Genomic DNA, 20,313 nt, shown 5'->3' on the forward strand with positions numbered 1-20,313 from the left:
ACTCACACCCCCCTGCTTGTTCCCCCCCCCACCCCGGTGCCCCCCCCCCCACACCCCCCCCCCCCCCCCCCCCGACGGGCTGGTCAGCGACTCGGAAACGGATGACCAGCCTGGGAGCCGCCTACGACGCCGAGCCCGCGCCGCGCACAGTGGACGATGTGATCGCCGACCCCTGCCGGCATGACGCCGCCCGTCCTGTGCCCCCGAACGCTGCCCAGGGCCGAAGGCCAGGTCGAAGCGGTTGTGCGGCTCAGTGAACAGCACCGCCGCCGAGGTGGAGGCCGCCGTGTTCGACCAGGCCGGGCACCGCGAAGCCGGGCACCGCCGACCCTGGGTCACGCTGCGCACGAAACCGATACGCGGGATCGGAGGCCCATTGGCGTCTGGCCATCCCGGCGTCGACGACTCCGGGCGACACGGCGTTGCTGCGGATGCCCCGCGGGGCGAGTTCGCGGGTGAACGTGCGCATCAGCGATCGGACGGCGGCCTTGCTGGCCGAGTACGTGTGACGATCAGGATCCCGGCCGCCTCGACCGCGAGCCGGCGCCGCGCGGCCTCCGACGCGACACGCCGCGGTCCTGCTGATGCCGACCCAACCGACGCCGGGCGCTGGCCCGCCGACGGAGCCGAACACCACTGATTTTGTTCACCGGTTGAACGGTGCCCCTGCCCCCTGCACGCATTCGTGTGCGGCGAACTGACGCGCAGGGCGGGGAAGTCGCCGGTTAAGCCTTGCGGGCGACGGCACACCACATGGGCAGGGCGTCGTCCGGAGTGTCGGACGGTCTGGGACGCCAGCGGGTCAGGGTGACAACGCCCGGCTCCAGGATGTCCAGGCCATCGCAGAATCGTTGCACCTCTTCGTGGGTGCGGGGGGTGGCGGAGGCGTGGCTGGCGGCGCGCTCGTTGTAGATCCGCATGGATTCGGCGACCTCGGGGGCGGCGACGTCGACGGCAGGATGGGACAGGACGAGGTGACTGCCCGGGGCAAGGCGGTCCAGCAGCCGGCGGGTGACGTTCCACGGGTCCTCTGAGTCCTTGATGTACTGCAGGATCGCCACCAGCATGAGGCCGACCGGCTGGTCCAGATCCAGGGTGCGGGAGGCCGCGTCGAGAATCGTGTCCACGTCCCGCGCATCGGCCTGCACATAGTCGGTCTGCCCCTCTGGGCCACTGACCAGCAGCGCCCGCGCGTGAGAAAGGACGATCGGATCGTTGTCGACGTAGACGACACGCGACTCGGGAGCGCCCCGCTGGGCCACCTCGTGGGTGTTTTCTGCGGCGGGGATACCCGTACCGACGTCGAGGAACTGACGGACCCCGACCGCCGCGAGGTGACGTACGGCGCGGCCGAGGAAGGCCCGGTTGGCCCGGACCGACGGCACAATCGTCGGGTTCGCTTGGGCAGCGAGTTCGGCTGCCGCCTGATCCACCGGATAGTGATCCTTGCCGCCCAGCCAGACGTTGTAAACGCGGGCGGGGTGCGCGCTCGTAGGGTGTGGTGCGGACAGTGCGTAGTCGTTCATCGTTCGTCACCTCGTGCGGCTGAAACGGCCAGGTCGGGCCCAGGTTCGGCAACGGTACCCGTGTGATCCGCCCGTCACTGCCGATCAGCGGAAATCGCTTGGCGAGCGTTCTGCACTGGCGCGTTCCATGGCGGACCGTGCGGTACGGGCCACAGGGAACGGCAACACGACGGGTTCAGAGGTTTCAGAGCACCGCGATAACCGACCGGGCCGCAGAGGATCTTGAGGAGTTCGCTGGTGTCCAGGACATCGATCCCGTGGTGCGGTTCGCCGTGGGGGGCGAGCCCGTTCCCACACGGCGTCGAAGAGTGCCTGGGCGACGTGGCGAGCCCCCCGCAGAACGAGGCTGGGGGCGACCTCGCTGCCGGAGCACCGCAGCGGAAGCATCGCCGTCTCGCCTTCGCAGACGATGAGCTTGAGCGGTACACCATCGACGGTCCGGATCCACATCCTCCGGGCGAGGGACTCGTCCACATCGTCGGCAGGATCTGAAGCGTTGATCCACCCTGAGTCCCCAGGCTGTGGGGCCATGACCAGCCGAACGGCGGTCGTGGGCCTGTTGTCGTTCGATGGGGCGCGCGCCATTAAGGGATGAGGCAGCGGTTGCCACGGCGGGGGCCCGGTGCAGCGCCGCGCTGATCCTGCGAGGGTCAGGTGGCCTTGAGCGGGGTGCCGTCGTAGGTTCATCGGAAGGGGCGGGCTTCGTTGTCGTAATCGAGGGTGAACTTGCGTACCTGGTCGATGAGGTCGTGGCGCGAGGTGAGCTCGCCTCGTCGCAGCAGTCGGCGGGCCAGGATGGAGAATAAGATCTCGTCCTGGTTCAACCATGAGGTGTGCTTGGGTGTGTGATGGACGGTGAACCTCGGGTGGGCCGCAAGCCTCGTCGAGGGGGGATCGCCGACGCGTCAGGATCAAGGCATCCCATCCCTCCCTTCGGAGGGAATCCCCGCCTTCGGGCGGGGAGGGAATCCGATCTCGGGGCTGCTCTAACTCGCAGGCTGGAGCGGACGTTTTTGCTGCTCGATGTACTGCTTGACGATCGCCAACGGCGCGCCGCCACACGACCCGGCGAAGTAGGAGCCAGACCAGAACCGGCCGTGCATGATGAAGCGGTTGACGCGTCCGGTGAACTCCTGTCGCAGGTACCGCGAGGACACACCCTTGAGGGAATTGACCAGCGAGGACAAGGCCACCTTTGGCGGGTAGTGCACCAAGAGGTGCACGTGGTCCTCCTCGCCGTTGAACTCGATCAACTCCGCTCCGAAGTCCGTGCACACGTTCCGCATGATCTCCTCGCAGCGCGTCAGCATGTCGCCGTTGAAGACTCCTCGCCGGTACTTGGTCACGAAAACCAAGTGCGCGTGAAGGTTGTGGACAACATGACGGCCTCGGCGGATATCGGTATTTGGTTCCCAGCGTGGTGACATACACCAAGTATAGTAGGCTCAATGGGCGAGGCTGGAAGGAGGTGGGCTGGATGATCCGTGCGTACAAGTTCCTCATGCGGCCCACCGTGGGGCAGACGATCGCGCTCGGCGAGATGCTGCGCGATCACTGCTCGCTCTACAACGGCGCTTTGCAAGAACGCCGCGACGCCTACCGGCATGCCTCGAAGACGGGCGTCAAGTACGGACAGCAGTCCGCTCAGCTCAAGGACATCCGGGCGTTCGATCCCGAACGGCACGGCCGATGGTCCTTCTCCTCGTAGCAGGCGACGTTGCGCCGTCTCGACAAGGCGTTCACGGCGTTCTTCCGCCGGATCAAGGCCGGTGAAAAGCCCGGATACCCGCGCTTCCGTGGAGTGAACTGGTTCGACACGGTGGACTTCCCCAAGGACGGGGACGGCTGCCGGTGGGACTCCACCCCGCACGACCCGGTCACCCGCGTCCGCCTTCAGGGCGTCGGGCACGTCAAGGTGAACCAGCACCGGCCGGTGGTCGGCAAGGTCAAGACTGTGTCGGTCAAGCGAGAGGGCCGTAAGTGGTTCGTCGTCGTGACGGCCGAGCAGCCCCAGCCCGAACCGCTCCCCGCGACCGGCTCCGTAGTCGGTATCGACCTGGGCACAGCCTCGTTCCTCACCACATCCAACGGCGAACACATCGCCAACCCGCGCCATGCCCGCAAAGGCGCCGCGAAGCTCGAAGCGGCACAGAAGCTGCTCAGCCGGTATCCGCGCCGCAAGGCCAAGAACCGCACCAAGAACCATCAGCGAGCGGTGGAGAAGGTCGCCGCTCTGCACGGGAAGGTGCGCCGTCAGCGGCTCGACCACGCGCACAAGGCCGCGCTCGGCCTGGTCCGCGAGCACGACTTCATCGCGCACGAAGAGCTCAAGATCCGCAACATGAGCAAGGCTCCCGCACCGAAGCCTGACCTCGATACGCCGGGCAGCTTCCTGCCCAACGGGGCCGCGAGCAAGGCCGGGCTGAACCGTTCGATCGCTGACGCCGGTTGGGGGGTGTTCCTCGCGATCCTGAACGCAAAGGCTGAGAGTGCCGGGCGGGAAGTGGTAGCCGTGGACCCCCGCAACACCTCCCGGCGGTGCCCCGCATGCGGGCACACCGCCAAGGAGAACCGGCCCACACAGGAGAAGTTCCACTGCGTCTCGTGCGGCCACCGCGCACACGCTGACGTCGTCGGAGCAACCAACGTTTTACGGGCCGGGCTGGTCCGTCGCGACGCCAACCAGGCGTAGCGAGAAGCCACCCCGCTCACGGGGTGGAGGAGTCACATGGCAGGCTCGTGTGCATGAGACCTGACCTGGCACTCGTCCGCGAGCTGATCGAGGAGTCGCCGGTGATCAGTGCCCGGCCAGGTGCCGGCGTGCCGGCCGCGTGGATCAGCGCGGCCGAGTCCGTCGTGGGCACGCTGCCGCCCTCGTACCGGTGGTGGCTGACGGAGTACGGCAGCGGCACGTCTGGCGGTGCGCGGATAGCGACTGTCCCTTCACCCGGGACACGTTCCGATGGGGACGACGACATCACCGGCGGATGGCGCCTCGACGGGGACCGGCTCTGCTTCTGTGCCGAGCCCGATGGTGGTGACACCTATCACTTCGCGCTCGACCGGCAGGCGGGCGAGGAGTACGCGGTGGTCCGCCGCGACCGCGTGAGCGGCCAAGAAGAGCTGGTGGCGGACACCTTCGCGGGATTCCTGACCGTTCAGGTGGCCCTGAGCAACGGATTCGGTGCCGCGTTCACGTCCGCACTGGCCCGGCTCTGGCGGTCGACGCCGGGGGTCCTGCTGCCCAACGGCGTGCTGATCTATGGCCCACACACCATCCTCGAGCGCAACGAGACCTACCAAGTAGGCGAATACGCGCCGGACTGGGTCCTCATCGGGGACGACAGCGGAGGCAGTGGCCTGTTCATGCGGCGCCACCCCTGTGACCGAACAACGGTCTATCTCCTCGATCTCGGGGCCGGCGAGCGGGACATCGACAGCTGCGGCGTCAGCGAGAAGCTGACCGACAACCTCCTCGACTGGCTGCGGTGCGACGGGATCCGAGAGTGCCGCGCGACCACAGGAGGCGCCAGAGAATCCTGAGCGATCGGTCGGACCGCGAAGCTCTCGATCGTCAACAGGGCGAATGCCGTCCCAGCGCGGCCTAACCTGTCGACGAGTGTTCGATGCCGAAAGTCCAATCGAGCATAGTTCGGAAGAACTCGATAACTCCCTGTTCTTCGCTGTACCAAGCGCATGCCAAGTCGTTGACGCGTTGCCACACGATCGGATCCGTGTGGTTGGGTTGCTGAAGCGGGATCGCCCAGCTAACGATGTTCTGTTCCTCCTCGGCGATGAACAGATATCCGTCCGCGATCTCCAGCTCTTCCAGCGTGAAGATCGCGTTGTGCGCGTTGAGTAGTTCCTTGCAGGACCCGAGCTGGTGATGGAACGCGCTGAGCTCGGGCGGGAGGCTCATGCCGAGCCGATGTTCTGTCTCGGCGATCACGGTCAGCGGCCTGGCGTCGGCTGGTGTCCATGCTCGTCCGAGGTATCGGGTCGAAAACTTCCGCAACGACCCGTCGTAGACACCTTCGCGCTTTGCTGTCATCGCCGCAGGCTATCGGTCGGCCTGCTCTGAACTTCGCCCGCACCCGCTACTGAACTTGATTGGGTGATGTCGGGTCGTTTGCCTCACAGCGGCCGACATCAGACAATCAAGTTCAGGAGCGACGGAGTCGGCCGGTCGGAGGCTTGCCGGCTGGTGCGGGACGGGCACCAGGTGGTCATCGTCCGGTCGCCGGACAAGACAGTGTCCGAGTCGGGCCGGAGCTGGACGTCCGGCGGATACTATGAGAAGGAGCGGAGGCGGACCGTCGAGCCCCGTCCCATCACCGTTGAACTGTGGAGTCGGAGCGCCCAGTTGGTCGGCCTGGAGCAGTAGCGCTCCGTGGTCAGCGCACCCACCGTCACCAGCGCCGGGGCCGGGCTCACGTCATGGGCGTGAATTCGGGCAGAGTGAGGGCCGTGAATTCGGGCAGAGTGAGGGCCGAGTGGGCCGGTCGTCCCTCTGCGGAGGGCATGGCGCTGAGGTTGCGCAGCATGTCGTTGCGCTGCTCCAGGGCCCGGGCGGTGATCGGGAAGAGTGCGGCGTCGCCCTCGCGGACCTGTTCCTGGTTTACGGTCACGAACTCACGGGTGTGCTGTTCGTAGGCGGCGAAGCCCGCGGCGTGGTCCCGGTCGGCCAGGGAACCGGCGAGCATGTACGCGCCGACGAGCCCGAGGCTGGAGCCCTGTCCGGTGAGGAACGAGGGTGCGTACGCGGCGTCGCCGACCAGCGTGACCCTGCCGCTGGACCAGCGGGGCATGCTGATCTGGCTGACCACGTCGAAGAACAGGTCGTCCGCGTCGCGCATGGCGGCAAGCATGCCCGGGATCTCCCATCCCGCGTCGGCGAAGACCGCGGCGACCAGGTCCCGTTGGGCTTCCGGGTTCCGGAACGCGTCGAACGGCGGTTCCGGGCGGGCGAAGTTCAGGAAGGCGTGCACTTCGTCGTTGTCCCCCACGGCGTAGAGCGCCGCGGCCTTGCCCGGGGTGTTCCACATCATGGTCTCGTGGGAGAGCCCGAAGGTGTTGCGCATGGTGAACCCGGCGAAGCAGTAGCCGAGGTACCGGTGGAACTGCTCTTCGGGGCCGAACAGGAACTCGCGGGTACGTGAGTGCAGACCGTCCGCACCGAACACCATGTCGAACGTACGTCTGCTGCCCCCGCGGAAGGTGACGTCGACCCCGTGGCCGGACTGGTCGAGGGTGTCGATGGAGTCGTTGAACAAGAACTCCACGTCGTCACGGACCGCCGTGTGGAGAGCGCCGGTCAGGTCCCCGCGCCGCACCTCGAGGTCGCGTTCCGCGACACCGCCGGTGACGGTGTGCGGGTGGACCGAGGCCACCTCGCTGCCGTCCCCGTTGAGGAAGGTCAGCCGGCGCAGGTCGATGTGCGCGTCCTGCAGTTGCGGCAGGATTCCCATCCTCCGGACGACCTCGAGTGCGGTGCCGCGCACGTCGATGGGGTATCCACCGTTACGAAGTGTGCCCGCCTTCTCGACCACCGTGACCGCGAATCCGTATCGGTTCAGCCAGAACGCGAGGGCGGGCCCCGCGATGCCGGCCCCGGATATCAGGACCTTGCGCCTCGGCGCGGTACGGACGTCGCTCAACAGATCAGTGCGGGTCATTCCTTGACTCCTTTGCTCATGGTGCGGGTGACAAGCAGGGACAGCGCCGTGACGGCGCCGGCTATGAAGAAGCCGGTGACGAAGGCCGATTCGGCCGGGACATCCGACCCGGCAGGGGTCCCGGCGGTGAGGATCGCGCCACTGACCTGCACACCCACGGCGTAGCCGAGCACGCGGGTCACCAGGACCAGGCTGGTGGCGATGCCGGTGTCACTGTGATCGACGGATGTGGCGGTGCTGGTCACCATCGCCGTAACGCACAGGCCGTTGGCAAGCGCGATCGGCGCCTTGCCGATGACGAGGTGCCAGACCTCGGTGTGCACGGCTGCCAGGGGGATCAGGACGGCGACCATGATGACGATCCCGGCGGTGACCACCGTACGCGAGCCGAAACGCCGCGCCCCGATCCCACTGATCGGCCCGGCCAGCGACGCGGCCACGGCGCCGGGCAGCAGGAAGAAGCCGATTTCGGTGGCGCTGGCCCCGAATGCGTACTCGTCGGCGGACACCGCGAACAGTTGCGGGACGAGATAGACCGCCACCGAGGTACCGACGCACATCACGAACGTCAGCGCACACGACTTCCACACCGCGGGCCGTGCCAGCATGCGCAGATCGACCATCGGCGAGGCCGCACGCCGCTCAACGGCGATCCATCCGGTCACGAAGGCGGCCAGAACCACGATGAGGGCGCCGAGCACGAGTGGCTGCGAGCCGATGTCGGGCGCCAGCGCGAGTACGAGCGTGAGCGTGACCAGCGTCCCGCTCAAGAGAACCAGGCCGGGCCAGTCGGCCCCGGCGTCGTCCGACCGGCTCGGCGGATCATGCGGCATCAGCCTGTTCACCAGCATGGTGGCCCCGATGACCGCGATCGTCGGCAGCGCGAACATCCAGTGTCGGGACAGCCCTTCCGCCACGGGCCCGGCCGACAGCGTTCCGGCCATCCCGCCCTCCACGAACAGCCCGCTGATCACCCCTATGGCCACCTTCGACTCTCCCGTGGGGAGGTGTTCGCGCACCAGGATGAACGACAGGGGCAGCGCGCCCACCATCGCCCCCTGAAGTACCTGCCCGAGCAGCAGCACGGGCAGGTTCGGCGCCAGGGCGGACACCAGGCCACCGGCCGAGACCACCGCCATCAGCCGGATCAGGACTCGTTTTCCGCCGTAGCGGTCGCCTAACTTGCCTGCGACCGGTGTGACGAGCGCGCCGGTGATGAGGAGCATGATGCTGAGTAACGCCCCTTCGGCTGGACTCATATCCAGCTCGTGTTGCAGGAGCGGGAGCGTCGGCGTCACCACCGACTCCAAGGCACCGGTGGCGACTGCCAGTATGCCGAGGGCCCCGACAGCGGCCTTCCCGATGCGGACCGGGGGAGCCAGAGTTGCGGTCATGGACGTGCAGATATGCCGTACCTCGTACGCGAGCAGCAGCGCTCTGCGCGATTGCCGACACTGGCGGTATGTCCTTCGGCCCGGTCGCGTTCGCCGCGCACTTCCGCTCGCTGTCCGGCCACGGTCGTCAGGAGGCCATCCACGGTCTGGAGACGCGATATTCCTCGGTCATCGCTGCGCGCTCTCCGGATCTTGCCGCAACTGGTCGAGGAGCTGGTCGATGGCTGCCTTCGCCTCCAGCACCGACGCACCGGTCGCCTTCCGCCAAGTGTTTATCGCTTGGATACGGTAGCCCGCACGTGCGTGGGCAATGGCCAGCCGCGCGTGGGGCGGCTGGCCCGGCAGCCGGGCGGGAACGGGTCGGCCGCGTGGCTCCCCGCTGCGGCCGCTGGGGTCGAGCTCGTCGAGTGAGGAGTGCAGCCCGTCGATCGGTGCCCGCACCGCCGACCGGGCGGTGCGGACCGCCACCAGTTCCCAGCGGACGTCCGTCTGCTCGGACCAGTCCTCGTCCAGTCCGATGCCCAGCAGTCCCGGATCGTCGATCAACTGGCAGACGTTGTAAAGGAGGTCATGCTGCATCTGCCGCACCACATCGGTCACATCGTCCGGATTCACGCCGCACGCCAGGATCCGGTGCAGCGCCGCCGCCGATGCGCTGCCGGGAACACCCCCCTGCTCGTGGCCTCCTGACCGGGACTCGATCCACGACGGGGAGCCGTCGGTGTAGGCATCCTCGTCGACAACCATGTTCCACATGGCGGTAAGGAACGACTGGCGTGCCTGTGCCGGCCAGCCATCGGGATGGGGATCTTCGTCTTCGGCCATGCGCCAATACTGCCAGCCGTTGGTGGGAGCGTCGCCGACGGGATAGATGGGGTGCACCATCGCTGCCCGCTTCCCGCTGTCACCTGGAATTGCGGCTGCCGGATCGTGCGAGGGCTTGCGGGCGGAGGATATTGCCGAGGTCGGCCTGCGTGAGGAGTCCCTGTGCCAGGACGATGTCGGCGACGGCGCGGCCGGTGACGAGCGTTTCCTGCGCGGCGGCGCCGGCCTGGGCGTAGCCGATGTGCGGGTTGAGGGCGGTGACGTTGCCGATAGTGTTCTCCACCGTGGCGCGGAGGTGGTCGTGGTCGGTGGTGATGCCGAGGGCGCAGCGCTGCACCGGGTTGATAGGTACCGAATTCCTGACCAAGCGGCGGCGGCACAGTCCTCGGCGGCACGCCTAACGCCAGGGCTCGGCGGGGGCACCCCACGCAGCGGGAGCCGCCTCCATCAAGTCCTTATCGCTGACGGCTCGTTGCTCGTTGTACCAGATGGCGGCCAGTCGGACATCGAAGGGGAACTCGACGTTTGTGCCGTCCTCGAAGGAGATCATCACGTGCGTCTCGGGGCCGTCCGGATGGTTGTCCAGCCATTGCACGTGGCTGATGATCGGAGTGAGTACTCCGCCCGGGCCTACGAGTCGGTAGCCCTCCTCGACGCCTTGGGACGGCCTGGAGATCAATGAGGACGGGCGGCGGGCAGCTCGCTCGTCCCGGTAGTACTTCGCGGCCATGCCTTCAGGCTATCCGAGTGTGCCAGCGCCGGTAGCTGGCGAAGGATGACGGTCCGCGCTTGAGTTGTGGTCAATTGGCCTGCCGCGAGACGATCGAGCCCCGGATGGACGGGGTAGAGCAGTATCGACTGATTCAATAGCGTCAGGGAGCCGATGAGTACGAAGCCAGCACGTCCACGCAATCTGCTCAGGTACCTAACGATCGCATCCATCACCATGATCGTTATGGGGCTGTGCGGTTTCGTCACGATCGCGATATTCATCATACCGAGCCACAGCAAGGTGATATCTACCTTGAAGAGCCACGGGGTTCAGACCCGCGCGAATGTCACGAGATGCCAGCAAGCCCTCCACGACGAAAATGGTGGCGAGCTGTCTGTCACCTGCTGGGTGCGCTTCACCCCGTCCGGCGGGCGGTCCGTTGAGTCGCCGCTGCAATTTAAGACACGTCAGGTGAGAGACGGCTACGCCATGACAGTCGTGTACGACCCGAATGATACCGGCACAGTCGCCCTTCCCTCGGACCTCGGCTACTGGAATACCCTCACCAGGAACACTATCGATTTGCTTTTGCTGCTCATCTCGGCGGCAATGGTTCCACTGGGAATCGCAGGTATCGCCCTGCGGAGGCTTTTCGGGCGCTTCACGAAGCGGTACACGGAAAATTTCGATGAAATTGACCAGATCGCCACTCGGCACCTCGGTCCGGACGTCGCTCAGGCCATGGCTCAGGTCTGGACGCGGGGCAAATCTTCCGGAAAGTGAGCACTCGTCCGGCACGTGGATGCCGAGCGTGCACTGTTCGTCCGGCAGTAGCCCGCGACTCGCACACCATCGATCCCTGACGTGGTGCGGTTCGGTGCCCCGGCGCAGGCGGTGGGCGGCCTCGCCGATGTTCCATTCGACGGGGTGAAGCCGGAAGCAGCCATTGGAGATGTGGGTGGTGCCGAGGTTCTTGGCTGCCGGGAGGAGGTTGCGTATCCGGATGGGCAGCACGGCGCCGAGCGGGATCTCGAAGGGCACGCTGGCGATGTCGATGTAGTTGTCGCCGCCGGTCGAGGGGTGTAGGTCGATGCGGTACGCGCCGATGCCGACGGAGTCCGGGTGGCGGGGCCTGCCGCGCTCGTCGACGACGGCGCGGGAGACGTGGTTCTCGGCGACGGTGGTGACCGCGCGGATGCGCCGCGATTCGCGGACGTACGCCGATTTGGTCAGGCCGTCGGTGGTGCCGACGACATCATGGCGGAGCCGGAGGCCGGGGAATCCGGTGCCGCCGTCGGGGCTGGGGGCTTCGGTCTGGAGCCAGTAGAGCAGGGAGAGGGAGAGCTGCGTGGCCTCCCGGTGCGCGGTCGCTGCGGTGTCGGGGTCGCCTTCGGTGATCGGGCGGAGCGAGCGTGCTGGAATCGACGGATCACGAGACATCAGCCGTAATCGTGTTCGGGGCCGCGTGCACTGTCCCCGCGTACCGCCGGGCGAAGCCCGTGCCTCCGTCCGCCGTGACGGTCATGTCGTACCGCCCGCTGTCCGTGGGCCAGTTCAGGACCGCCTTCTCGCGTGGGCCGAGCAGTTGCCTGTGTTCCGTGCCGTCGAAGTCGTTCGGGGCGATGGTGAAGCACACCTCCGAACCGCCGTCGTTGGCCAGCAGCAACTCGACCGAGGCGTTCTCCGGCTTGCCGCCCCGCAGGACCCCTGTCACTCGAGGAGCGGCAGCGTCGTTCTGATCAACTCCGGTCACCGTTCCGGCGAATCGGCAGACGAAGCCGTCGGCGCCGTGAACGGTGAAGTCGTAGCGCCCGTCCGTGCGTACGGCATCCCACACGTAGGTGGCAGTGCTGCGCGGCGCGACAGTGAACGGCGTACCGGCGAACGGCCGCGCGATGTTCGGGAACACCGTGAAGTGGAAGGAGACCGTTCCTTCGTTGGCGAGTGTGCAGGTGACCTTGCCGGTGGCGCGGTCCACAGCGACGTCGGCCCATGGACGGTACGGCAGCGCCCGGTGAGGACGCGCACCGCCCGGTTCCTGTGTCGGCATGACCTGTGTGCCCGGCGCCGGGAGCTCCACCGGTGGCAGTTCCATCGCCGCGTCGGCCTGCTCCACCAGCGCGCGGGTGTCTGGCAGTGCGGGGATCGAGAAGTCGGGCAGGGCGAAGTCGAAGCAACTGGTGAGGTCGCCGCATACGGCGCGACGCCACTCCGAGATGTTGGGTTCCCGCACGCCGGTGACGACTTCCAGGAAGCGCAGGACGGAGGTGTGGTCGAAGACCTGGGAGTTGACCCAGCCGCCGCGCGACCACGGTGATATCACCCACAGGGGGACACGGTTGCCCAGACCGATCGGCTGCCCGTCCACGAACTCCTCGGGGGTCGCGTCGGGCGGGAACGGCGGCACCATGTGGTCGAAGTAGCCGTCGTTCTCGTCGTACATGACGAGGAAGGCGGTGTGCCGCCACACGTCCGGGTTGGCGAAGACCGACTGAAGGGCGGTGTTGACCCAGTGGGCGCCGTAAGCGGGGCTGGCGGTCGGGTGTTCGCAGAACAGATACGGAGAGACCAGCCAGGACACTGTCGGCAGCGTGCCGTCCTTGCAGTGGGCGTCGAACGCCGACAGGTCCCACTTCGTCATCGCATTGATGTAGCGCGGGTCGTCCTTGTCGAAGGTGTGGAACCGGGCGAAGTACTCCAGGGCGTTGTCCTCGTAGTTGCCGTGGCGCTCGTCCAGTCCGGGAGAGTGGTAAACGCGCCAGGTGACGTTGGCGGCCGACAAGCGTTCTGCGTAGGTGGTCCAGTCGCAGACCGGGTTGTCGGGAAGCGGGGTGTTGTCGATCCACGGGCCGGTCGTGCCGTCCCGGCCCGGGCCGACGGTGCCGGTCCACAGGTAGAGGCGGTTGGGGCTGGTGGGTCCGGCCAGTGAGCAGAAGTAGGCGTCGCAGAGTGTGAACGCGTCGGCCAGCGCGTACTGGTAGGGAATGTCCTCACGGGTGAGGTAGCCCATGCTCTGCTCACCCTTGGCCGATGTCCAGCGGTTCATCGCGCCGTTGTTGTTGGCATCGTGACCGGATTCCCAGTCGTGCGGCAGACCGTCGGCGTTCTGCGCGTTGAACTTCGTGGAGTCCATCCGGTAGGGCAGCAGGAAGCCGCCGTCGGTCCGGGAGCGGGCGGGCTGACGGAAGACGCTGTCGCCGTTCGGGAACGTCAGAGCCTGACGGTCATCGAACCCGCGCACGCCGTTCAGCGTGCCGAAGTAGTGGTCGAAACTGCGGTTCTCCTGCATGAGGATCACGACGTGGCGGATGTCGTCCATGGTGTCAGTTCCTTTCCGCGGACGTGAACAGGGATACGAGCAGGGTCACATCGGCCCGCTCCAGGGAGTCGAGGACTGTCCGCCGTGCTGCGGACGGGATCGGTACGGTGGAGGGCACGGCCAGCACCACGCACCCGGCGGCCTCGGCCGCGGCGACACCCGTGGGCGTGTCTTCGACGACTGCGCAGGCGCGCGGATCGACACCGAGGGCGGCGGCCGCGGCGAGGTACGGATCAGGCGCCGGCTTGGTGCGGACCGTGTCCTCGACGGCGAGTGTCAATGCGAACCGCTCCTCGCCCAGGGCCTTGCGCACGAGGTCGACGACATGGCGCGGCGACGCGGAGACGATCGCCGTGGGGACTCCGGCCGCGGCCAGTTCGTCCAGCAGGCGCAGCGCGCCCGGTCGCGGGACGACCTCGCAGGCGACTCGGGCGGCGAACGCCGCGTCCAGTTCGATGGCGAGCACGTCAGGGGCGGGGACCGCCGGGCCGCCGGTGCGGTGCAGGTGATCTGCGGTGTGTGCGGCCGGTCGGCCCAGCACATGATGCGTGTCGGCGTCGGTCAGCCGCCGCCCGATCCCGTCTGCCACCTGTTCCACGGCCGCCCACCACAGCCTCTCGGTGTCGACGAGTGTGCCGTCCATGTCGAACAGCACGGCAGCGGGAAGGCCGGGTGTGGCCCTGCGATGGTTCATGAGGAGTTTCTCCGGTGCGTGGCGAACGGGCGGAATCGGAGACTCCCTGCGTCGAAGGCCGGACAGGTCGGTTGGTTCGGTCTGAAGCGACGGCTTCGTACGGCGTGGTCGGATCGAGAATCGGCCGGAGCCGTCAGCTTCCACTGCGACCGCCGTTTCCCCAGCTGTGGCGATCCACCAGCACCGGGCGGTCCGGAAGGGTCAGCGTCACCTTGGCACCGACGGGGAGTCCGGCCGTCGAGTGAGTCGCCACGTCCGCCATCACCTCCGCGCCTCCGGCCAGCCGTACAGTCAGCCTCGTCGTCGCGCCCAAAAATGTCGCGCCCACGATCTGGGACGTGCCATCGCCGTCCGCCATGACCCCGATCGCTTCCGGGCGTACCAGTACGTCCACCTCGCCACTTCTACCGTCGGTCCCGACGGGGCCCGGCAGCGTCCCTTGGACCGGTAGCGTGCGGCCGAACGCGCCCACGGTCGTGCCGTCCGCCCCCGGCCGGGCCGGTATCCGGCTCATCACCCCCACGAAATTGGCGACGAACGCGGTCGCAGGGCGTTCGTACAGCTCTGCGGGAGGCGCGCACTGCTCGAGTCTCCCGGCGCGCATCACGGCGACCCGGTCGGCCATGGAGAGGGCCTCCTCCTGGTCGTGTGTCACGAACAGCGTCGTGATGCCCAGTTGTTGTTGGAGGCGACGGATCTCCTCGCGCAGTGTCAGCCGCACCTGAGCGTCGAGCGCGGACAGCGGTTCGTCGAGCAGCAGTACGCGTGGCCGCAGTGCCAGAGCCCGGGCCAGCGCGATGCGCTGCTGCTGGCCTCCGGAGAGCTGGCGCGGGAAGCGGGCGGCGTGGTTCGGCAGCCCGACCAGCTCCAGAAGTTCCGCGGCGCGAGCCCGCCGCGCGGCTTTGCCCGTCCCGCTCATCCGCAGCCCGAAGGCGACGTTGTCGATGGCTGTCATGTGCGGAAAGAGGCTGTACGACTGGAACACCATGCCCGCCTCGCGGCGGTGTGCGGGAACACGCGTGATGTCCTCGCCGTCCACGAGCACTTCGCCCGTGTCGGGCCGCTCGAAGCCGGCGACCGTGCGCAAGGCGGTGGTCTTTCCGCAGCCGGACGGGCCGAGCAGTGCCAGGAGTTCGCCGGGGCGGACTTCAAGGTCCAGTCCGTCCAGCGCCGTCGTGGCGCCGAAGGCGCGGCGCAGCCCACGGAACTCCACGGTTGAACCGGCCCGCGTCGGCCTGACGGTTTCGGGATCGGTGAGAAGGTCGGTCATGAGTTCTCCTTGGGGCGGCGAGCACGTCCGGCAGCGCTGATCAGCAGCAGCAGCATCCAGGTGACGAGGAGGCCGACCATCGAGACGGCCACCGACATCTGCGCCTGCGAGCCGCTGATGGCAACGATCCACACGGCGAACGGCTGATAGCCGAGGACCGCGGCGACGGTGTACTCGCCGAGGACGAGTGCGAGGGTCAGGAACGCCGTGTTGAGCAGCGCCCCGCGAAGGTTGGGCAGCACGACATGGATAAGGGTGTGCGGCCACGGCGCCCCGCAGGACCGTGCAGCCTCGACGAGCACGCGCAGGTCGATGGCGCCGAACCCGGTGTCGAGTGTGCGGTACGCCAGCGGCAGCGCCATCAGCGTGTAGGCAAGCACCAGAACCATGGGGAACTGCGGGGCCTGGAGCGCGACCATGACTTGGAAGAGCGGGGTACCGGCAAAGTGGTCCGGTCCCCAGCGCAGCACCGCGCTGATCCCGGCGACCAGGGCGACAGCCGGTACGACCAGCGGCAGCATGCACACGATCTCGACGAGTGTGCGCAGACGCGGCGCGGCCAGCCGCACCGTGACCAAGGCAGGCACGAGCAGCACCAGAACCAGCGCGATGGTGGCCGCGGCCAGTTTCAGGGTCAAGGTGAGGCTGTCGGTGAAGCCGTCGGCACCGAAGATGCCGGTGTAGGCCTCGAAGCCCAGGGCCTGGCGGGGGGCGCCGATTCCGATGCTGAAGGCGATGGCGCATGCGATCGGGACGAGGAAGTACGCACCGGTGAGCAGCAGTACGGCGCTGCGCCCGTATCCGGTCCTGTTCAAGCGAGCCATCGTGTGCTCCTGCGCTGCAACGGCACCTGGACGGCCATGACAAGCCCCGCGACCAGCACCATGTCGACGCCGAGCGCCAGGGCGACGTTGTCCTGGCCGACCAGGACGTTGCCGGACAGCGCGTCCGCGATCTGCATGGTGACCAGCGGTACCGAGCTGCCAACCATCGCGGCGGCCGTCGCGTACGCACTGAACGCGGTGCCGAACAGCAAGACATAGCCGCCGAGCAGCGATGGCATGAGAATCGGCAGGGCGACGTGCATCCAGTACCGGAAGGTGCTCGCGCCGTTGTTGTGGGCGGCCTCGCGCCACTGCCGCCGCAGCCCCTCCAGAGCGGGGGCGAGCGTGAGGACCATGAGCGGAATCAGGAAGTAGAGGTAGACCAGGGTCAGGCCCCAGAAGCCGTACAGATTCCAGCCGTGGCCGAGCAGGTGGAAGCGGGTCGTCAGCACCCCGGCGTTGCCGAGCGTCGCCACGAAAGCGAACGCGAGCGGCACACCACCGAAGTTCGCCAGTACGCCCGCCCCGGCCAGGACTGCCTCGCGCAGCGCGCGGAATCGCGAGGTCACGACCGCGTGGGCGACGGGCAGACCGACGACCGCGGCGATCAGCGCGGAGAAGGCGGAGAGCTTGACGCTTCCGATGAGCGCGGTCAGGTAGGGGCCGTGCAGTGAGGCGCTCATGTTTGCGCCGGTGAAACGGGCCCCGCCAGGCACAGTTTCGGGCGTCGTGAGCGCGCCGAACACCATCGTCCCGGCGGGCAGGCCGAACACCAAGGCGGCGAAGAGGAGCAGCGGCACGGCACCCAGCCAGCCTGCCGAGCGAGGAAGGCGCCACCGCCGGGCGGCACCCGCACGAGTACTGCTTCCGGAGGAGCGGGTCGGGTTGTCGCCTCTGGCGACTGCTTGGAGGGTACTCATTCGCCGGCGCCCCGGCCCCAGCCTTGGACGACGTCCTGCTTGGCCTTGCTGACCTGATCCTCCGTCGGGAAGGCGGTCTTGCCGTCGGGTGCCTGCGGGAGCTTGGCGGCGACGGCGGTGTCGAGCGTGCCGGCCTTCTGCATCGAGGGCATCAGCACGGGGCGGGCGTGGCCCTTGAGCCACAGGTTCTGGCCTTCGGGGCTGTAGAGGAACTCCTGCCACAAGCGGGCAGCGGCCGGGTGCGGTGCCCACTTCACGATGGCCTGCGAGTAGTACTGGGCGTACACACCGTCGGCCGGGACACTCACCTTCCAGTCGACGCCCTTGGCGCGGAGGTCGTCGACGTATCCGGCGTTGAGGTAGTCCCAGTTGATACTGATCGGTGTCTCACCCTTCTGGATGGTCGCAGGGCTCGACTCGACAGGGTTGAAGTTGCCGGAATTCTTCAGGCGGGCGAAGAAGTCCAGGCCGGGCTTGATGTCGTCGAAGGAGCCCTTGTTGGCGAGTGCCGCCGCGTATACGGCACCGAAGGCCGAGCCGGACTTCGTCGGATTGCCGGTCAGCGCGATCTGGCCCTTGTACTGCGGATCGAGCAGGTCGGCGAAGGTCTTGGGGCACTTCTTGACGCGGGCCGCGTCGCAACCGATCGAGACGTAGCCGCCGAAGTCGTTGTACCAGCGTGCCTGAGCGTCCTTCTGCTCCTGCGGGATCTGGTCGAAGGCTGAGACGCGGTACTGCGCCAGCAGGTTCTGCTGGGCCGCGCTGATGGCGAAGGCGCTGCCCACGTCGATGACGTCCGGAGACCGGTCCTGTCCCTTGCGGGAGGTGACTGCGGCGAGTTCGTCCTGACTGGAGGCGTCGGGGTTCTCGACCTCGACCTTGATCCCGTACTTCTTCTCGAAGGTGTCGATGATCTCGCCGTAGTTCGCCCAGTCCCGAGGAAGGGCGATGGCGTTCAACTTGCCCTCCTTCTTCGCGGCTGCGACGAGAGCGTCGAGGCCGCCGGCGTCCTGTGCCGAGATGGCGGTCGCGGCCTTGCTCCCGCTATCGCTTGCCACATCTGCGCTGGTCAGGCCGCATGCACTGAGTCCCAGCGCGGCCGCGGCAAGGACACAGAAAAGGCCCGCCGAGGGAACGCGGTGCAGTCTCAATGGAATCTCCCAGTGGAATAAGTTGGCTGTACAACTTGACTCATTACCTCGGGAGGCGGTGTACGGAAGATGAACGCCGGCGAACGCGCGGAGAAGCCTTTCGGGAAGAGATCGCGGGCTGTGCGGCGGGAGGGGCCTGATCGGTGAGCCACGCTCGGGAGCGGATAGGCTCACGTTCCACAGCAGCGGCGATGGGCGGCTGAGGGAGAAGGAGAGCAGAATGGCGGTCGCGGGGGGCGGCACCACCGGAGCCCGGTACCGGCGGCTGGCGGCTGACTTGCGCGAGGCCATAGCTACCGGCGCCTACGGGTCGGACGGCCGGCTGCCCAGCGAGGAGAAGATCGCCCAGCAGTACGGCGTCTCACGCGGCACTGTCCGTCAGGCGCTGGCCGTACTGCGCGCCAACGGCCTGGTCACTTCCCGACGTGGCACGCGCCGCGTCGTGCTCGGCACCGCACGTACGCAGAGTTTTTTCGAGTTGCTGAGTTTCACCCGATGGGCACGCTCGCTCGGAGAGGAACCGGGCAGCCGCACGATCGACATCGAACGCCGTCCCGCGGAACCGTTGGAATGCGAGCAGCTCAGCCTCGCTCCGGGGTCGCAGATATACCGGGTGCTCCGGCTGCGGACGCTGTCGCGTGTTCCAATCATGGTCGAGAGGACTCTCTACCCCGAGCGGATCGGCGCCCTGATCAAGCGCCTGGATCCCCACGCGATCTCGCACACCGATCCACTGGCGGAGGAGGGAGTGGTGTTCGCGGACACGGAACACACCATTGACCTCGTCTACGCCGATGCCGACGACACGCGCCTCCTCGGCTGTGCTCCGGACGCGCCGCTGATGCGGGAGCGGCGGCGGGCCACGGACCAGGCGGGCAGACCGTTGATGTGGTCGGACGACCGATTTCTGCCGGGCACGATTGCTTTCACGGTGCACAACTCAGTGGCGACGACGGCGCTGTCGCGCCGACGCGGCTGAGCTGACCGGCCGTCATTGCCGTCATTGGCCGTGCGAGGGTGGTCGGCTCATGTCCGGTGACGACCGGCGAACTGGGAGCAGCCTCGGCTACCGCAGTCCCGCTGACTACGAGACCGCACTCGCAGCCTGACCACCACACCAACGGTGCCCGTCAAGGCGGAACAAGCTCACCCACTGGCTGACCACGCCGAGCCGCACGCGATCCGATGTCCCGGTCCAAGGATGCACAGACGGTACAACGGTCGGACATCCATCCCGTCACATTAGTTACCGGGAACTGGCTGAACGCTCAAGCAACGGCATTGCGGCGGCCCCCGCAAGTGACGGCCGCGACAGCGGACGGCAGGATTGTCTGCGATGCGCACCGGAGGTATCGCCTTCCGGATCTGGCGTCATCGCGGGAGGGCGACACGTCTCCCGCACGCCAGAATTGGGCGTGATCACGTCGCGCGCCGCGGAAGCGTCAGACGGCGGAGGTTGCCTCGCCATGGTGCCCGCTCGGGCTTTCCCTGGCGGGCGTTCAGGTCGGCACAGCTCCGCCGCCTGGCCGGCGGTGTCAGTCCATGAGCTCGACCTGAAGCTCGACCTCGACCGGAGCGTCCAGTGGGAGGACGGCGACTCCGAGGGCGCTGCGGGCATGGATGCCCTTGTCGCCGAGGACTTCCCCGAGCAGCTCGCTGGCGCCGTTGATGACGCCGGGCTGGCCGGTGAAGTTCGGTGCGGAGGCGACGAATCCGACGACCTTGACGACGCGCTTGATGCGGTCCAGATCACCGGCGACCGACTTCACGGCCGCCAGTGCGTTCAGCGCACAGGTACGGGCCAGGTCCTTGGCCTGCTCCGGGGAGATTTCGGCACCGACCTTGCCGGTGAGCGGCAGCTTGCCGTCGATCAGGGGGAGCTGTCCGGAGGTGTGGACGTAGCGTTCCGACCGGATGGCCGGGACGTATGCGGCGAGCGGTGCGGCGACCGCCGGCAGAGTCAGACCCATCGACTCGATCTTCTTCTCAGTGTTGTGCATGTC

Annotated in this window: 20 protein-coding genes and 2 pseudogenes; 4 read left to right on the plus strand and 18 right to left on the minus strand. The window is 67.5% G+C overall.

The genetic code is table 11. The features are described from left to right. Nucleotides 1-250: 250 nt before the first annotated feature. The gene (locus ACZ7IB_RS31405) at nt 251-637 is read right to left on the minus strand and encodes an SDR family oxidoreductase (protein WP_470917184.1); all 387 of its coding nucleotides are present in this window, start codon (nt 635-637) and stop codon (nt 251-253) included. Between the two features lie 88 nt (nt 638-725). Further along, the gene (locus tag ACZ7IB_RS31410; RefSeq protein WP_470917186.1) at nt 726-1,526 is read right to left on the minus strand and encodes an SAM-dependent methyltransferase; all 801 of its coding nucleotides are present in this window, start codon (nt 1,524-1,526) and stop codon (nt 726-728) included. A 237-nt stretch (nt 1,527-1,763) separates the two neighbouring features. Here ACZ7IB_RS31410 and ACZ7IB_RS31415 point away from each other — a divergent pair, with 237 nt between their 5' ends. After that, nucleotides 1,764-2,018: a hypothetical protein gene (locus tag ACZ7IB_RS31415; RefSeq protein WP_470917188.1), complete on the plus strand. Its 255-nt coding sequence runs from the start codon at nt 1,764-1,766 to the stop codon at nt 2,016-2,018. A gap of 191 nt (nt 2,019-2,209) precedes the next feature. Here the strand turns inward: ACZ7IB_RS31415 and ACZ7IB_RS31420 are convergent, their stop codons facing one another. Together ACZ7IB_RS31420 and tnpA are read right to left on the minus strand one after the other, a co-directional pair. Beyond that, complete coding sequence (locus tag ACZ7IB_RS31420; protein ID WP_470917189.1) at nt 2,210-2,350, minus strand: hypothetical protein; 141 nt, start codon at nt 2,348-2,350, stop codon at nt 2,210-2,212. Between the two features lie 162 nt (nt 2,351-2,512). Further along, entirely contained in the window at nt 2,513-2,953 is a 441-nt protein-coding gene (gene tnpA / locus ACZ7IB_RS31425) for an IS200/IS605 family transposase (protein WP_470917191.1), read from the minus strand. A gap of 50 nt (nt 2,954-3,003) precedes the next feature. On the opposite strand from tnpA, the pseudogene ACZ7IB_RS31430 reads away from it, so the two are divergent. Both ACZ7IB_RS31430 and ACZ7IB_RS31435 read left to right on the plus strand, forming a co-directional pair. After that, nucleotides 3,004-4,218: pseudogene (locus ACZ7IB_RS31430) on the plus strand (RNA-guided endonuclease InsQ/TnpB family protein). Nucleotides 4,219-4,271: 53 nt separating this feature from the next. Further along, a complete protein-coding gene (locus ACZ7IB_RS31435) occupies nt 4,272-5,069 on the plus strand; it encodes an SMI1/KNR4 family protein (protein WP_470917193.1) in 798 nt (265 codons plus the stop codon). 61 nt (nt 5,070-5,130) lie between these two features. Here ACZ7IB_RS31435 and ACZ7IB_RS31440 read toward each other — a convergent pair whose 3' ends face one another. The 13 genes and pseudogenes from ACZ7IB_RS31440 to ACZ7IB_RS31500 all read right to left on the minus strand — a co-directional run bounded on the left by ACZ7IB_RS31440 (nt 5,131) and on the right by ACZ7IB_RS31500 (nt 18,316). After that, nucleotides 5,131-5,577, minus strand: a complete 447-nt coding sequence (locus ACZ7IB_RS31440) for a hypothetical protein (protein ID WP_470917195.1) — start codon at nt 5,575-5,577, stop codon at nt 5,131-5,133. Nucleotides 5,578-5,956: 379 nt separating this feature from the next. Beyond that, nucleotides 5,957-7,201 carry an FAD-dependent monooxygenase gene (locus ACZ7IB_RS31445; RefSeq protein WP_470917198.1) on the minus strand — a complete coding sequence of 415 codons (1,245 nt, stop codon included), beginning with the start codon at nt 7,199-7,201 and terminating at the stop codon, nt 5,957-5,959. Then, a complete protein-coding gene (locus tag ACZ7IB_RS31450) occupies nt 7,198-8,595 on the minus strand; it encodes an MFS transporter (protein WP_470917200.1) in 1,398 nt (465 codons plus the stop codon). The genes ACZ7IB_RS31445 and ACZ7IB_RS31450 overlap by 4 nt, the downstream gene beginning before the upstream one ends. A gap of 168 nt (nt 8,596-8,763) precedes the next feature. After that, nucleotides 8,764-9,420 carry a hypothetical protein gene (locus ACZ7IB_RS31455; RefSeq protein WP_470917202.1) on the minus strand — a complete coding sequence of 219 codons (657 nt, stop codon included), beginning with the start codon at nt 9,418-9,420 and terminating at the stop codon, nt 8,764-8,766. Between the two features lie 79 nt (nt 9,421-9,499). After that, nucleotides 9,500-9,787, minus strand: coding sequence for a hypothetical protein (locus tag ACZ7IB_RS31460; RefSeq protein ID WP_470917204.1), 288 nt, complete (start codon nt 9,785-9,787; stop codon nt 9,500-9,502). Between the two features lie 30 nt (nt 9,788-9,817). Next, nucleotides 9,818-10,150 carry a hypothetical protein gene (locus ACZ7IB_RS31465; protein WP_470917205.1) on the minus strand — a complete coding sequence of 111 codons (333 nt, stop codon included), beginning with the start codon at nt 10,148-10,150 and terminating at the stop codon, nt 9,818-9,820. An 840-nt stretch (nt 10,151-10,990) separates the two neighbouring features. Continuing rightward, nucleotides 10,991-11,512: pseudogene (locus tag ACZ7IB_RS31470) on the minus strand (FAD-dependent oxidoreductase); the annotation flags it as partial. Nucleotides 11,513-11,561: 49 nt separating this feature from the next. Next, a complete protein-coding gene (locus ACZ7IB_RS31475; protein ID WP_470917206.1) occupies nt 11,562-13,451 on the minus strand; it encodes a phosphocholine-specific phospholipase C in 1,890 nt (629 codons plus the stop codon). Between the two features lie 4 nt (nt 13,452-13,455). Further along, nucleotides 13,456-14,145 carry an HAD family hydrolase gene (locus ACZ7IB_RS31480; protein ID WP_470917208.1) on the minus strand — a complete coding sequence of 230 codons (690 nt, stop codon included), beginning with the start codon at nt 14,143-14,145 and terminating at the stop codon, nt 13,456-13,458. Nucleotides 14,146-14,278: 133 nt separating this feature from the next. Beyond that, complete coding sequence (locus ACZ7IB_RS31485) at nt 14,279-15,415, minus strand: ABC transporter ATP-binding protein (RefSeq protein WP_470917209.1); 1,137 nt, start codon at nt 15,413-15,415, stop codon at nt 14,279-14,281. Beyond that, nucleotides 15,412-16,239 carry an ABC transporter permease gene (locus ACZ7IB_RS31490; RefSeq protein ID WP_470917210.1) on the minus strand — a complete coding sequence of 276 codons (828 nt, stop codon included), beginning with the start codon at nt 16,237-16,239 and terminating at the stop codon, nt 15,412-15,414. Before ACZ7IB_RS31490 ends, ACZ7IB_RS31485 begins: the two co-directional genes overlap by 4 nt. Beyond that, nucleotides 16,227-17,159 (minus strand): ABC transporter permease, encoded by a 933-nt coding sequence (locus ACZ7IB_RS31495; RefSeq protein WP_470917211.1) that lies wholly within the window; start codon nt 17,157-17,159, stop codon nt 16,227-16,229. Before ACZ7IB_RS31495 ends, ACZ7IB_RS31490 begins: the two co-directional genes overlap by 13 nt. Further along, on the minus strand, nt 17,156-18,316 hold the full coding sequence (locus ACZ7IB_RS31500) for an ABC transporter substrate-binding protein (RefSeq protein ID WP_470917311.1): 1,161 nt from the start codon (nt 18,314-18,316) through the stop codon (nt 17,156-17,158). Before ACZ7IB_RS31500 ends, ACZ7IB_RS31495 begins: the two co-directional genes overlap by 4 nt. Before the next feature lie 214 nt (nt 18,317-18,530). Between ACZ7IB_RS31500 and ACZ7IB_RS31505 the strand changes: the two genes are divergently transcribed. Next, complete coding sequence (locus tag ACZ7IB_RS31505) at nt 18,531-19,289, plus strand: GntR family transcriptional regulator (protein ID WP_470917212.1); 759 nt, start codon at nt 18,531-18,533, stop codon at nt 19,287-19,289. Between the two features lie 556 nt (nt 19,290-19,845). Here the strand turns inward: ACZ7IB_RS31505 and ACZ7IB_RS31510 are convergent. Continuing rightward, nucleotides 19,846-20,310: a RidA family protein gene (locus ACZ7IB_RS31510; protein ID WP_470917214.1), complete on the minus strand. Its 465-nt coding sequence runs from the start codon at nt 20,308-20,310 to the stop codon at nt 19,846-19,848. Nucleotides 20,311-20,313: the final 3 nt, after the last annotated feature.

This window comes from Streptomyces sp. NPDC037301 (assembly GCF_055602785.1).

Bases quoted from the DNA above. Each gene is read 5' to 3' on its own strand.
- ACZ7IB_RS31465 (WP_470917205.1), bottom strand. From the start codon at position 10,150: ATGGCCGCGAAGTACTACCGGGACGAGCGAGCTGCCCGCCGCCCGTCC.
- ACZ7IB_RS31480 (WP_470917208.1), bottom strand. From the start codon at position 14,145: ATGAACCATCGCAGGGCCACACCCGGCCTTCCCGCTGCCGTGCTGTTC.
- ACZ7IB_RS31475 (WP_470917206.1), bottom strand. From the start codon at position 13,451: ATGGACGACATCCGCCACGTCGTGATCCTCATGCAGGAGAACCGCAGT.
- ACZ7IB_RS31450 (WP_470917200.1), bottom strand. From the start codon at position 8,595: ATGACCGCAACTCTGGCTCCCCCGGTCCGCATCGGGAAGGCCGCTGTC.
- tnpA (WP_470917191.1), bottom strand. From the start codon at position 2,953: ATGTCACCACGCTGGGAACCAAATACCGATATCCGCCGAGGCCGTCAT.
- ACZ7IB_RS31510 (WP_470917214.1), bottom strand. From the start codon at position 20,310: ATGCACAACACTGAGAAGAAGATCGAGTCGATGGGTCTGACTCTGCCG.
- ACZ7IB_RS31410 (WP_470917186.1), bottom strand. From the start codon at position 1,526: ATGAACGACTACGCACTGTCCGCACCACACCCTACGAGCGCGCACCCC.
- ACZ7IB_RS31490 (WP_470917210.1), bottom strand. From the start codon at position 16,239: ATGGCTCGCTTGAACAGGACCGGATACGGGCGCAGCGCCGTACTGCTG.
- ACZ7IB_RS31440 (WP_470917195.1), bottom strand. From the start codon at position 5,577: ATGACAGCAAAGCGCGAAGGTGTCTACGACGGGTCGTTGCGGAAGTTT.
- ACZ7IB_RS31445 (WP_470917198.1), bottom strand. From the start codon at position 7,201: ATGACCCGCACTGATCTGTTGAGCGACGTCCGTACCGCGCCGAGGCGC.
- ACZ7IB_RS31495 (WP_470917211.1), bottom strand. From the start codon at position 17,159: ATGAGTACCCTCCAAGCAGTCGCCAGAGGCGACAACCCGACCCGCTCC.
- ACZ7IB_RS31435 (WP_470917193.1), top strand. From the start codon at position 4,272: ATGAGACCTGACCTGGCACTCGTCCGCGAGCTGATCGAGGAGTCGCCG.
- ACZ7IB_RS31455 (WP_470917202.1), bottom strand. From the start codon at position 9,420: ATGGCCGAAGACGAAGATCCCCATCCCGATGGCTGGCCGGCACAGGCA.
- ACZ7IB_RS31485 (WP_470917209.1), bottom strand. From the start codon at position 15,415: ATGACCGACCTTCTCACCGATCCCGAAACCGTCAGGCCGACGCGGGCC.
- ACZ7IB_RS31505 (WP_470917212.1), top strand. From the start codon at position 18,531: ATGGCGGTCGCGGGGGGCGGCACCACCGGAGCCCGGTACCGGCGGCTG.